Source organism: Vibrio sp. MarTm2, assembly GCF_027587055.1.
GTDB classification, from domain to species: domain Bacteria; phylum Pseudomonadota; class Gammaproteobacteria; order Enterobacterales; family Vibrionaceae; genus Vibrio; species Vibrio sinaloensis_D.
Genome location: NZ_JAPPTK010000002.1, coordinates 15,212 through 29,270 on the forward strand (window position 1 = coordinate 15,212; position 14,059 = coordinate 29,270).

A 14,059-nucleotide genomic window follows, 5' to 3' on the forward strand; every position below is an offset into this window, starting at 1 on the left:
TCGGCGTAGGTAAGTCGTACTAGATAACTTTTAATTGCTTAGTTCCAGTTACAGAGAGGCTGCCTTTGGCGGCCTCTTCTATATGTCCGCTCCACCAGTTCATCATTGGTCGGCGGCGTTCAAGGTAGTCAGTACGGTTGTAAGCACTACGTACTTGGTTGTCATCAACGTGGGCCAATGATGCTTCGATTAAGTCACGGTCAAAGCCTTGTTCATTGAGTGTGGTGCTCGCTAGCGAGCGTAAACCGTGGCTAACCAATCTTCCCGCAAACCCCATACGTTTTAGAGCCATATTTGCCGTTTGGCTATTGCATGGCTTCTTGGGATCTCGGTCAGAAGGAAAAATAAACTCTCTGTGTCCGCTAATCGGCTTCATCACTTCTAGCAGCTCTAGCATTTGTTCAGTAAGTGGGATGCGGTGCTCTCTTCTTTTTTTCATTCTCTCTGCAGGAATGGTCCAAACTCCCTCTCCCAAATCAATTTCGTCCCATCGAGATCCAGACGCTTCAGAGGGGCGAGTCATTGTGTGAAGTTGCCACTCTAATAAGCAGCGAGTCGTGAGTTTTATTTGTGCATTGGCAATGGCTTTGATCAACTCTGGTAACTCTGCTGGTTTCAGCGCTGCCATATTTTCTTTTTTTGGTTTTTTGAACGCTGCTTTGATACCAGTTAGCGGGTTTGCTTGAATTAGTCCACAGTTGGTAGCGAAATTCATGACTTCATTGAGGCGTTGAGAAAGGCGTTTGACAGTCTCTAAACTACCTTTGGCTTCTATTGGTTTTAAAAGCTCAATGATTAATGGTGCAGTAATATCTTTAATTGGAGTACCGGCTAGGTGGGGGAGTACATGGAGTTCTAGAGAACGCCAGATGTCGGTCGCGTAGTCTGGAGTGACCGAATCTTTCTTAATTTCAAACCATTCCTTTGATATTTTTACAAAGGTATGCTCATGAACTTCTTTATACTCTCGCTGTCTTTTCTTTTGGTCTTCTTGAGGGTCTATATCTTGTGCGATCAGCGCTTTTGCCTCTAAGACACTCTTTCTTGCTTGAGCAAGTGATACCTCTGGATATCGCCCTAGATTGAGGTTTGCACGTTTTTTACTTATAGGTCGATAGTAATTAAGCTGCCATTGCTTAGAACCACTGGGTAGAATTCTTAGTTTCAGCCCTTGGCCATCAAAGAGGTTGTATTCTTTCTCTTTGGGTTTTGCGTTTTTTACTTCCGTCGCACTAAGAGGTATCGTTGGTCTAGGCATCTTTAGGAACCAAAAGTTAGGAACATAAAACAAAGGTTCCTACATTGGTTCCTAAATGTCAAAGATTCAGTGGAATCTCTTGAAACCTTGTGGGTATGTAAGTCGTTGATTTTTCATTGTTACAGGTACAAAAAAAGACGTCCTGGAACGTCTTTAAATGTAGAATTGGTGGAGCTGGCCTGTGGCTCACATCGTCATTCCCACCAAAGTTAATTTATCAAGTGATTGTTATTTAAAATAAAAATCTTTGGCTGTGGGGTAAGTGTACCACATTTGTGGCTCACCTGAAGGGCTTTTTGGGAGTGTGAAATGGCACTTTTTCGGACGGCAGTTCAACTCCCTGTTTGGAGGTGGTTATCAGGTAAAGGAATGCTTGATAAGGGTTTAAAAAATGGTTTTCTAACCCTCACAACCAAGGAGGAATTACGCCTCCTTCGTTTGATTATTCAGCTCTTGTTTGATCTGCAAGTATGCCGCTCTGGACTCTTCAGAAAGCGCTTGAACTTGCTGTTGGTAGTTGAGCATTTGCGTATCAAAAAGGTCTTTGATCAAAACTTGGTTTGTTAGATGGTGTTCAAACAGTTCTTTTACTTTATCTTCGACACCTTGACCGTTTTCAGTGAGTCTTTTTTTGTCTGAAATGGGTTTGATTAGCGATAGTATGGATTTCTTGGTCGGACAAACACCTAACAGGATCAGAGAAAAGGCACTCAGTGCAGCGGACGAGAATGCGCTAAATAGTTCAGGGTGGTTGTTGATAAGCTGACTCAAGATCTGAGTAATAAGCGTGTGTTTAAACTGTCTCGTCTGTCCTGAGATTTTTCCGCCTATTCTGGCTAATTTGGGGTTTACCTCAGATAAGTAATATTGCTGCATATCCCAGTTAGAACCTCTGCGATGTTCAATCTCAATCAAAAACCTTTCTAAGGTATTTTCTTTCTCTCTGTTCAATGCTGCGACTCGCAGCAAATGGGCTTCGCCCTGTTTCTGAGAAAATCGCTGAAATGCTGTGGTGTTGATGTTCAATTCTGTAGTGTTATTCATAGTTCACTCCTTTAAAAACGGGTTTTTAAACCCTAAGTCAGTGATCCATAAATCAACGAAACGTCAAATTGAGTAAAAGTTGAGCGTGCGAAAAATCCCTCTACTACGGTGTTTTTGCGTTTTGAGAATATTATAGTGCTTGGAAAATTGAATGAGACGGCGAGTTTTTCAAAAAAAATATCTTAGTGAATGCCTTTTTCTAAAAGGGTTTGAGAGTGAAAAACCCCTTAGTTGTCAAGAAAAAAATAAAATAATTCTTGCATCTTGATATTAATTTTGATATGATATGAGAACACTAAACGTTGTACGTGATTTTTAGTGTTAAAATCGCTAAGTATTCCAAAGGAAGTGGAATAATTGATAGAGTCATCGAATGACACTTTAGCGTAAGTGAAAATTATTTTCGCTTTATATTGGCTTATCTACGGACATACACCTCCGTTGTTTGCCGCCAAATAGCACGAACGAAATGTTCGAATAAAACTTAGCAGCCCCGTTGATGAGGGTAGCTACACAAAATAACTGTAAGTGCCACTTGAAGAGGAGTGTTTGACGAAAGAACAGTGAATAAACGTTGTTGATAGCTTTTGTGCTATCAGATCAATCTTTAGGGATTGATGTGCCTTCGCTTTAAGCGATAGAGAAACATAAATAGGTGTCGTGTATTGCGATCACGATCCTGACGTTTATTGATTTTCAGTGTGTCTATCACTGAAAAATGCTGTGCTAATTCGTTAAAACGCCACTCATCTCAGGCTGTGTGTTTTGTGATTTGGTGACAAATTAACTTTGGAGGAAACGCTATGTCATTATTAACATCAATTCAAATTAAACCTACCTTGCACTCGTTCGTGTCTATCACTTACGAGGGATTTTCATACCTGCAATTCCATCAATTCCCTTTCTATTTGTGGCGTTTTCCATAGCCAGCGTTCTGATTGCCTAACTTAGAACGTTAATTAATTCAAAAACTTAAAACAATACGCTCTCTGGGCGGGGGTTCTTACACCCTAAAGAAAACAAATAATCAAATAGAAGGAAAACAATATGAAATATACAAAACTATATCGAGATCAACTAGAAATGTTCAAAAGTAGCAAAAACGGTAGACAAGCACTGAAAAGTCTTTTTGGTAAACAAAATGTGAGCTTTCCGAAGTATGTTCAAGTTATCAGAGAGTTAATTATTAGCGAGACAAAGGAAGATAGCTGTTTGGGAGGGGAGCATTTCAAATTATTAAGTCAAGAGTTGTATTGGCGTGAGAGTGGATCGCCAGTTATTTTTCTCGAAAGTCAGAAGCTAGTGAGTGACTTATACGCAGCAAAGTTCGATTTTGAAACGGATTTTTCTGTTGCCCCACCCTTTAAGTCCTTTGCTCTGAGCTTTCCTGAAAATACGTTGATTAATGGTGTTCCTTTGAAGAGTTGCCTTGTCACCATTATGACAAATAGAGAGTTTGTCAGGGTACACGGTGAGGAATATACGTCATTAAATCATTTTTTGTCTAAAGAGTATCAAAATGATGAGCTGGGGATTGCCGTTCACTATGAAAGCTCCTTTGGTGTGATTAATAGCAACTTTGCATACCTGTATAAGTTGGCGGAAACCTTGAAAAATAATGCTAAAAACCCCTTAGCTGACAACGGAACCGTGATGCTTGAAGCTCAAACTAAAATCGCTCTTGCATTATGTATGTACCACAGCGCTACCAATGGTGAAAAGTTGAAAGCTGGCTATCCATCAGCCTCAATCGAGTTACCCAAAGACAAATCTAAAGGGAGCTATAAGGCGGTAACTGTTCGTTCATTTGATAAAGAGCGTGATAGCACTGGCAGAACGGTTACGCACCGTGTACCTCACTTTAGAAACTTGAGAGCAGAATGTTTTTACAAGAAAGATGAGTACAAACACTTGAAGCGTGGCTCTCGATGGACATTCGTCAGAGGCGTTGATCGCAATGGCAGTATGAACACCTTAGAACAATGAAAACTAACAGAAAATAAATGAAGAGGATTACCTGATGGAAAGAATGAATACAAATAATATTTTAATGAAGCTAGAGAAAGCAGTCGAGAGCTATGGTGGTTGGTTTTGGCACGATGAACTAACAGGTATTGAAGAGTTAGAGGCAACAATTGATAGCTGTATTTGGGATAAAAAGCCTGACTTTGAGTATTTGGCTTTGGAAGTGCTCAAATACTTAGAAATTATTGATAGATATCACATTATTGAAACTGAAACAATTCGGCTCAAAGCTGAGATTTGGAGCGATGAAGAAGAGTTCCTTTATCACGGAGGGGATGAATGTTTTGACAGTTTTGATGAATATCTTGAGTGTAAAAAGACGGACATTTTTTACGGTCTAAGAGAAGTGCTAGTTCGTGAATTAATGGATATTCATAACTAAGAATAAGAAGGGGACAAACAGCAGCGGAGTCTGCACTAACTATAAGCGAGAAAAATAATGATAAAACAGAGTAACGCAGTAGAAAATAAGGCGATCACAAGGGCAATAGAAACGTGGTCAATCGATGAGATTTATGATCAGTGGCAGATCCCTAACTCTTTAGAAAGTAATGACTTGGAATTGCTCGGAAAGGCAGTCAGAGATTTAGTGGTATCAAACCAAATCAATGTACTACTAACACTCCCAAATTACGCAAGATTATGTGTGATAGAAACGCTTGATTGGTATGATCAGCTTTCAATGGATAATGTCTATTACATTGAGCAACAGCTTCACTTTGAGAGGGATGACTATCAAATAGACGATTCAGATTTTGAGGTTATGATGAGAAGGGTGAAACGCAACTAAACCGAAACTTGTATGCAAAGAAGCCCGTGAAGGGCTTTTTGCGTTTTTGGGGGATCAAATTGATAGGCCATTGGTTTTTCTCGGTTTTTTTGTTGGTGAAAAATCTGGCTCAATATCCAACATCGAATCACAGAATAGATCTTGCTTCACGTCTAGTTCTTGCAGCTTATGCTCTATAGATTTTGCGGCTGGGCCATACACATTGACTTTCTTTTCATCGGTGTAAATTTCTAACCCTTTAGCTAAATGGTTAAAACCAACAATTCGCTGATTTTTAAGCGGAATCAATAAACCAAATGAGCGTGATTGTGTGTCAATGAACTGGCTGAGTTCGTCACTGTAGGCACTGTTAAGCGTCACTCGTTGATCAAGTTGATTTGGAATAGAGTAAGAGGCTTGTTGCTCTAGTTTTAGCTTGTGCTCTGCGACTTTATCACTGATGTACTGTTGTGCCTCTTTTGCTTGTTTACATACGCTGAGTAGCACTTTTTTATTATCTGAAAAGTGGCTCGACCATCCTTCTAAGTAGCGAGCGTGGGAATGAAACGTTTCTAAGCCCTCATCTAAGCACATAAACATTGTTGCTGTCTCAGCGATCAATTCTTCTTTTGAGTATGACGCACTGCCAAATGTGCCTGAGATATCACGCCCCAAATGCCTCGAAGTCGAGTGAGAAATTTCGTGCAAAATCACTGCAAAATAGGCTTTATCAGAGCGGAACTTATGCCTAGGAGGGATCACAATTTCGTGTTTACTTGGCGAATAATAAGCACGATCTTCATTCTTTTCTATGACAGGTACACCCATCGCATCAATGATGAGCTGGGCTTTCTCAACAAACTCCTGATCTCGCATTTCTTCACTCATTTGTTGCGATTCAAGTTCGGCTTGTTTGGCAAAATAACAGCGCTCGTCAATGTATGACTGAGGAAGAAGATGTTTGATGCGCTCAATAGGAAATACTTTGTATGGTTTAAGCCCTTTGCGTTTGAGGTAGCCCTTATCGTGCATCTCCTTAAAACTCATTCCTTGAGTTTCATTCTCAAATTTAGCCTTGCTGATTACCTCACCGTCTTTCTTGTAAGTCTCAAGATATTTTACGACTTGTGCATCCAGTTTTAACCCTTTCAATGGTTTATCAGGATCGAATGTTTCTGACTTAGGGGGGAGTTGATCTTTGTGTTGCTCCAATAGTGCAGCGGCTTGTTTGAATGTGGCGTAAATTGGCACTTTTGCAGCTGATTCTTCCTGAGCTTGTATCAACATTATGATGTTAACCCCGTTGTAGTTATTGTCGTTAAAGTTTCTGGGTAGGGCGTTTAATGCGGATCGATAAAAGCTCACATTGATGTCATTTTCTGAAGATGGTTTTTCGCCTTTCGGTTTTGAAAAGTAATCGAATAGACGGTTTAGTATTTCGTTCTGTTGGTCTGTTTTTGCTGTAGTGCGTCCTGCACTCGATCTTGGCTTTTTCATAAGTAACTCCTTTTCTTCGGCCGTTACTTATGTCGTATCACTGATTTTGAATTATCCAAGTTATTGAAAATATAGCGTTAATTTTATCCCTAGATTTCGGCTTTTTGAGGGAATAGTAGAAGCGAAATTTCTATTGCCAATTTAGTTAAAAGTAATGTCTATCAACTTGATATGAGTGTGATTTCAATAGAAAAATCAGGGTGTTTCTGATAGTATTTGGCCCAAAATTTAACCAATAAAATATTCTTAACAGAATCCTATAGGGTGTGCGTAAGTGGCTAAACTGTCTACAAAAAAAGCAGCAGCAAAAAAGAAAGAAAAATCATTTGAAGAAACACTCTGGGATGCGGCAAACAAGCTGCGTGGTAGTGTTGAATCGTCAGAGTACAAACACATCGTATTGAGTCTGATTTTCCTCAAATTCATCAGTGATACATTTGAGAAACAGCGCCAAAAGCTGATTGATTCAGGGCTGGAAAAGCACGTTGATATGGTTCCAGCCTACACCAAAGACAATGTGTTTTATCTACCAGAAAACAGTCGTTGGAGCTTTGTTCAGCAAAATGCTAAACAAGAAGATATTGCTCTAAAGATCGATACCGCTCTAAGCACCATCGAGAAAACCAACAAAGCACTGCAAGGTGCATTGCCTGATAACTATTTCTCTCGTCTTGGTTTGGATGTCAGCAAGCTATCTGCACTGATCGATGTGATTAACAACATCGACACCCTAGCGAATCCGCACGAAGATGTGGTAGGTCGAGTCTACGAATATTTCTTGTCTAAATTTGCGATTGCAGAGGGTAAGGGTAAAGGCGAGTTCTATACCCCAAAGAGCATCGTTAACTTGATCGCAGAGCTGATTGAGCCATACAAAGGTAAAATCTATGACCCGTGTTGTGGTTCGGGCGGTATGTTTGTTCAGTCAATGAAGTTCATTGAGAACCACAAAGGCAACAAGAAAGACATTTCTGTGTATGGTCAAGAGTACACAGGCGCAACCTACAAACTAGCGAAAATGAACCTCGCTATTCGTGGTATCTCTGCCAACCTTGGCGCAGCAGCAAAAGATACCTTTGCCAATGATCAGCACGAAACTCTTAAAGCTGACTTTATTATGGCAAACCCGCCATTTAACCAAAAAGACTGGCGAGCTTCTGATGAACTGGTTGATGATCACCGTTGGGACGGCTACGAAACTCCACCAAGCAGCAATGCCAACTATGGTTGGATTTTGCATATGGTTTCTAAATTGTCAGAGGACAATGGTGTAGCTGGATTTGTTTTGGCAAATGGTGCTTTGTCAGGGGATGGCACAGAGAAAGAAATCCGTAAAAAGTTGGTTGAAAATGGTTTGGTTGAGGCAATTCTTATCTTACCTCAGAATATGTTCTATACCACTAACATCAGTGTAACTTTATGGATTATCAACAAAAATAAGAATAGGCGAGTAGTGGAACAAGCCGATCACACCCGAAATTATAGAGCAAGAAAAGACGAAGTTTTATTTATGGATCTTCGTGAAATTGGTGTTCCATTTGAGAAGAAGTTTATCCAATTCTCGCAAGAAAATATTCAGCATATCGCTTCTACCTTCCATAGTTGGCAATGCGAAGATTCAGGTTATGAAAATGTTGCTGAGTATTGCTACTGTGCATCTAAAGATGAGATTAAAGCTAAAGATTATTCACTTGTACCAAGCAAATACATAGAGTTTGTGAATAAAGATGAACAGGTTGATTTCGACCAGAAAATGACTTCTATCCAGACAGATATGAGAGATTTGCTCAAAGCAGAGCAGAAATCAAAAGTTGAACTTCTATCTGTATTTAAAGAGCTTGGTTATGACATCGAACTATAAACGAATTGGAGATTACATCAGGCTTGTTGATGTACGAAACAAAGACTTAGCAGTTGATACACTATTAGGTTTGTCGATTTCCAAAGAATTTATCCCTTCAGTTGCCAATACTGTTGGGACAAATATGGCTAACTACAAAATAATCAATAAAGGGCAGTTTGCTTGTAGCTTAATGCAAGTAAGGCGAGATAAAAAAATCCCAGTGGCTCTACAAACAGATTTTGATAAAGCCATTATTTCTCAGGCATACCCTGTCTTTGAGGTGATTGATTCAGAGTCATTAGATCCTGAATATTTGATGATGTGGATGTCTCGTGCTGAGTTTGATAGACACGCTTGTTTTCTTGCTGTTGGTGGCGTTCGAGGTAGTTTAGAGTGGGATGACTTTTGCGATATGGAACTACCTGTCCCATCTATCGAAAAGCAGCGTGAAATCGTGCGTGAATACAATGTGGTGAATGGACGTATTGCACTTAACGAGCAACTAACTAAAAAGCTAGAAGAGACCGCTCAAGCTATTTACAAACAGTGGTTTATCGATTTTGAGTTCCCGATCTCTAAAGAATATGCAGAATCCATCGGTAAGCCTGAACTAGAAGGGAAGCCTTACAAGTCTTCAGGTGGTGAGATGGAGTATAGTAAAGAGCTTGATGGTGAAATTCCGCTTAACTGGGAATGTGGAAAAATCCAAGATTATATAGTGATTAATTATGGTAAATCATTGCCTGAAGCTAAACGCATTGCAGGTGAGTATGGGGTTTATAGCTCTGCTGGTCTGACAGGTTCACACAATGCTTATCTAACCGATGAGTCAACTATAGTAATAGGTCGAAAAGGGACTATTGGTAAACTGTACTATGTGCAAAATCCGAGCTTTTGTATTGATACAGCATACTACATCAGAGAGTCGGACTCTCAATTTCCTTTGTCATTTACGTATCGCATATTGTTAGGTTTGAACCTACCAGAATTAAATGAAGATTCCGCTGTCCCAGGTCTGAATCGAAATACAGTTTACGACTTGCCAGTTGTTAAACCTATCTCAAATGTTCTAGATGAATACAATGAGGTTTCTGGAAAGATAACCACTCATAAAAACAATTTACAGGCAGAGATAAGCTCACTTTCGCAACTAAAAAAACTGATTAATACAAAAATGTCAAAGGCTTAATCTATGAAATTCACAGAAGAACGGCTAGAACAAGCCATTATTGAACTGCTAGGGAAAGAAGGCTATCCACATACTCGTGGTGAGGTGATTGAGCGAGCACCTGAAGATGTGCTGATTAAGTCCGATCTTCGTGAATTTCTAGCTAAACGTTATCAAGCGGAAGGTATTACAGCCTACGAGATAGAGCAGATTATCCATAAGCTTGAGTATCTTCCTGCTTCGGATCTCTATGATACCAACAAAGCCATAATGAAGTTTGTCTCTGATGGTTTTTTGCTCAAGCGTGAAGATGCAAGCCAGAAAGATTTATACATTCAGCTTCTAGACTACGTTGACCTAGAGAACAACCGCTATCGCATCGTTAACCAAATGGAGATACAAGGCTATGAGCTGCGTATCCCTGACGGGATTCTATACATTAATGGCTTACCTCTTGTGGTGTTTGAATTTAAGAGTGCCATTCGTGAAGAAGCGACTATCTATGATGCGTATAAACAGCTAACCACTCGTTATGATCGAGATATTCCTGAGTTATTCAAATACAACGCTCTATGCGTGATTAGTGATGGTGTGAACAGCAAGATGGGGTCGTACTTTGCCCCATACGAGTTCTTTTACTCTTGGCGCAAAATTACGGGTGAAGAAAAGCTAGATAAAGACGGTATTGATTCATTGTTTACGATGATCAGCGGCTTGTTCAATAAGAAACGACTTACCGATGTGATACGTCACTTTATCTACTTACCTGACACCTCAAGTAAACAAGAAAAGATTGTTTGTCGTTATCCTCAGTATTACGCAGCAACAAAGCTTTTTGCCAATATCAAACAGCATATGAAGTGCTTTGATGAGCACGGAAAGTTGGTGAGCGGTGATGGTAAGGGTGGTACGTATTTCGGTGCGACTGGTTGTGGTAAAAGCTATACAATGTTGTTCTTATCTCGTCTACTGATGAAAGATGTCGAGTTGGGAAGCCCAACCATTATACTCATTACTGACCGTACCGATCTGGACGATCAGCTTTCAGGTCAATTCACTAATGCAAAAGGTTATGTGGGTGATCAAAACATCATTAGTGTAGAGAGCCGTGCTGAACTTCGTGAACACCTGAAGGGGCGTAAAAGTGGTGGTGTATTCCTGACTACCATCCATAAATTTACAGAAGATTTGGAGCTGTTGACGGAGCGAACCAACGTCATTTGTATCTCGGATGAAGCGCACCGCAGCCAAACCAATTTAGAACAGAAAATTACCGTTACAGAAGACGGAGTGAAAAAGACTTACGGCTTTGCTAAGTATCTTCACGACTCTTTACCAAACGCTACTTATGTTGGCTTTACTGGCACACCGATTGATGCAACGCTGGATGTATTTGGTGCGGTTGTCGATAGCTACACAATGACAGAATCGGTTTATGATGAAATTACTGTTCGTATTGTGTATGAAGGCCGAGCAGCAAAAGTGCTACTTGATGGTCGCCAGCTTGATGAAGTCGAAAAATACTATAAAGAGTGTGAAGAAGCAGGAACAAATGAATACCAAATAGATAAAAGCAAAACGGCTATGGCGAGTATGTCTACCATACTAGGCGACCCAGATCGTATTAAATCTATAGCGAAAGACTTTGTTGAGCATTATGAGAATCGTGTTGAAGAAGGCACGACTCAAAAAGGCAAAGCAATGTTTGTTTGTAGCAGTCGTGAAATCGCTTATCAGTTCTACAAAGAATTGCTTGAGCTTCGCCCTGAGTGGGATGAAGTAAAAGTCTGTGAAGACGGTGCAACTCTATCAGAAATTGATAAGAAGAAAGTGAAGCCGATGGAGCGAGTCAAGATGATTATGACTCGTAACAAAGACGATGATAAAGCTCTGTGGAATAAACTCGGTAACAAAGAGTACCGTAAAGAGCTGGATCGTCAGTTTAAAAATGGTAAATCGAACTTCAAAATCGCTATTGTGGTTGATATGTGGCTAACGGGCTTTGATGTGCCGTTCCTCGATACCATCTACATAGATAAGCCTTTGCAAAAGCATAATCTGATCCAAACCATTTCGAGAGTCAACCGTAAATTTGAAGGTAAAGAGAATGGTCTGGTAGTCGATTACATCGGCATAAAAAAACAGATGAACCTTGCACTTTCTCAATACACAGCAGGGCAAGATCAGAACCTAGAAGATATTAAACAGTCGGTCATTATCGTTAAGGATCACCTGAGCCTGTTAGACGGGCTGTTCCATAAGTTTGACTCTAAGCCCTACTTCAATGGTACGCCACTAGAGCAGTTACATTGCTTAAATGCTTCGGCTGATTTTGCACTAAGAACCAAGAAGTTTGAAAAGACGTTTATGGATCTGACCAAACGCCTTAAATCAGCCTATGACATTTGTGTGGGTAGTAGTGAGCTGACCAAAGAGCATAAGGACAAGATTCACTATTATCTAGCGGTTCGAACCATCGTATTTAAGATCACTACGGGTGGTGCGCCAGATGTTGACCAAATGAACCGTAAGGTACGTGATTTGGTCAAAGACGCACTGATGAGTGATGGTGTTGAAGAGATCTTTAAACTGGGTGAAAAAGACGGTGGTGAGATTGATATTTTTGATGATGATTATCTTGCCAAGTTGGAGATGGTGAAACAGCCAAACACCAAACTTCAACTGCTTCAGCAAATGCTTGCCAAAGCGATTGGCGAGTTTAAAAAGACCAATAAAGTGAAAGGTGTCGATTTCACTAAGAAAATGAATATGTTGGTTGAAAAGTACAATGAGCGTGATGAAAAGGATGTACTTCGCTCGGAAGTCATCAATGACTTTTCTGATGAAATTATCAACCTTTACAATGAACTACGTGCTGAAATGGCTTCATTTGGTGAAATGGGGATAGATTTTGAAGAAAAAGCGTTTTACGACATTCTCATTTCACTGGCTCATAAGTACGACTTTACCTACCCAGAAGAGAAGCTGCTTGACCTATCTAAAGAGGTGAAGAAGGTCATTGATGATAAAGCGAAATACACCGATTGGAACAAGCGAGACGATATCAAAGCTGAGTTGCACTTTGACCTGATCATTTTGCTCGATGAGTGGGGCTACCCACCGATTGATCGTGATGAAGTGTATAAAGAGATTTTTGAGCAGGCAGAGAACTTTAAGCGCAATGCGGCATAGGTAAAGAATTATGACAATCCCTAAGCACAATGAGATTCGATTTGTAGTTTTAACTCACTTACTTGATGGTGAAGTGAAAAAACTCAAAGAACTGGTTAAACCGTTGGCGCAACATTTCCAACTCTCTGATGAAGAGATTGAGCAAATGTATGATTCTGGTAATGGTCCCGTTTTTTTAGATCGGATCTCGTGGGCGATGAGCTTTTTAAATTTAGCAGGGTATATAGATAAGCCTAAGCGTGGTGTGTATCAAATCAATGATGCTGGTCGATTGGTATTGCAACGAGAAGACGCTCAAACATACCTCTATAAAGCTCATACAAAGAGAAAATCAAAGCCTTTAACGGTAGATGAATCGGCTGATATTGAAGCGGAAGATAAAACGCCACTTCAGCTCTTTTCTGAATCATTCGATGAAATTAAAAAATCCATCTACGATGAGATTTTAGAGACGGTTCTGAGAAAATCACCACGAGAGTTTGAACACCTTGTAGTGTCTCTGCTTGAGCGGATGGGCTATGGTGGACAAGTTAAAAACGCTGGTGAAGTGACTCAAGCCTCTAACGATGGTGGAATTGACGGGATTATCAAAGAAGATTTGCTGGGGTTAGGGCGAATCCACATCCAAGCAAAACGTTATGATATTGGTAATACTGTTGGTCGGGACGAGATTCAGAAGTTTGTTGGTGCATTAGCTGTCGCTCAATCGAACAAAGGGATTTTCATTACCACTTCATCTTATACGAAAGGTGCTCAAGAGTACGCTAATAATTTGAATGGCACTACCGCACTGGTTTTGATCGATGGTCAGCAACTCGCTCAATACATTTATGATTTTAACTTGGGAATGCAAGTTGAAAAGGTCATTGAAATTAAAAAGTTAGACAGTGAGTTTTGGGACTTGATGCAAGACGTATAACTCAATAATTTTCACTCAGAGGCAGAAAAATCTCTGATTTTTCATTTCTGTGAATCTCTGATTCATCAGCCTTATGCTCATATAGCGATAGTGGCTCTTTAAATGGCGTTTTTAGCCTAGTTTAATATTGTTGTAGCTAATGGGTGAGCTAATCCTAAAAGTTAGCTTAAAACACCTTTTTATGCACTTTGGTTATATTAAAGAAAGATTTTATTATCATTCCATTATTGAATTACCTCAGATGTAAGGGGGGGAACAATTAGGGGGGAGCAATAGAGCGTATTGGTGTGTGTAATAATCTTTGGTGTGTACAACTAGGAAGGTGTGTGTAATAAGGGTTTTGC

General features: G+C 40.0%; 10 protein-coding genes. 7 read left to right on the forward strand and 3 right to left on the reverse strand.

The features are described from left to right. Positions 1–19 precede the first annotated feature (19 nt). Together OH458_RS04485 and OH458_RS04490 are read right to left on the reverse strand one after the other, a co-directional pair. Positions 20–1,258 carry an integrase domain-containing protein gene (locus tag OH458_RS04485; RefSeq protein WP_017062794.1) on the reverse strand — a complete coding sequence of 413 codons (1,239 nt, stop codon included), beginning with the start codon at positions 1,256–1,258 and terminating at the stop codon, positions 20–22. Between the two features lie 423 nt (positions 1,259–1,681). After that, positions 1,682–2,302: a hypothetical protein gene (locus OH458_RS04490; protein ID WP_269977410.1), complete on the reverse strand. Its 621-nt coding sequence runs from the start codon at positions 2,300–2,302 to the stop codon at positions 1,682–1,684. A 1,047-nt stretch (positions 2,303–3,349) separates the two neighbouring features. Between OH458_RS04490 and OH458_RS04495 the strand changes: the two genes are divergently transcribed. The 3 genes from OH458_RS04495 to OH458_RS04505 are packed head-to-tail and all read left to right on the forward strand — an operon-like array spanning position 3,350 to position 5,117. Next, a complete protein-coding gene (locus tag OH458_RS04495) occupies positions 3,350–4,288 on the forward strand; it encodes a hypothetical protein (protein ID WP_269977411.1) in 939 nt (312 codons plus the stop codon). 34 nt (positions 4,289–4,322) lie between these two features. Next, positions 4,323–4,709, forward strand: a complete 387-nt coding sequence (locus tag OH458_RS04500) for a hypothetical protein (protein ID WP_269977412.1) — start codon at positions 4,323–4,325, stop codon at positions 4,707–4,709. Positions 4,710–4,766: 57 nt separating this feature from the next. Then, positions 4,767–5,117, forward strand: a complete 351-nt coding sequence (locus OH458_RS04505; RefSeq protein WP_269977413.1) for a hypothetical protein — start codon at positions 4,767–4,769, stop codon at positions 5,115–5,117. Between the two features lie 54 nt (positions 5,118–5,171). Here OH458_RS04505 and OH458_RS04510 read toward each other — a convergent pair whose 3' ends face one another. After that, positions 5,172–6,593, reverse strand: coding sequence for a zincin-like metallopeptidase domain-containing protein (locus tag OH458_RS04510; RefSeq protein ID WP_269977414.1), 1,422 nt, complete (start codon positions 6,591–6,593; stop codon positions 5,172–5,174). Positions 6,594–6,867: 274 nt separating this feature from the next. On the opposite strand from OH458_RS04510, the gene OH458_RS04515 reads away from it, so the two are divergent. From OH458_RS04515 to OH458_RS04530, 4 genes are read left to right on the forward strand one after another with little or no spacing between them, the layout of a single operon-like run. Further along, positions 6,868–8,454, forward strand: coding sequence for a type I restriction-modification system subunit M (locus OH458_RS04515; protein WP_269977415.1), 1,587 nt, complete (start codon positions 6,868–6,870; stop codon positions 8,452–8,454). Next, positions 8,438–9,625: a restriction endonuclease subunit S gene (locus OH458_RS04520; protein WP_269977416.1), complete on the forward strand. Its 1,188-nt coding sequence runs from the start codon at positions 8,438–8,440 to the stop codon at positions 9,623–9,625. Before OH458_RS04515 ends, OH458_RS04520 begins: the two co-directional genes overlap by 17 nt. A 3-nt stretch (positions 9,626–9,628) precedes the next feature. Beyond that, positions 9,629–12,796, forward strand: a complete 3,168-nt coding sequence (locus tag OH458_RS04525) for a type I restriction endonuclease subunit R (RefSeq protein WP_269977417.1) — start codon at positions 9,629–9,631, stop codon at positions 12,794–12,796. Positions 12,797–12,806: 10 nt separating this feature from the next. Beyond that, a complete protein-coding gene (locus OH458_RS04530) occupies positions 12,807–13,715 on the forward strand; it encodes a restriction endonuclease (protein ID WP_269977418.1) in 909 nt (302 codons plus the stop codon). Positions 13,716–14,059 lie beyond the last annotated feature (344 nt).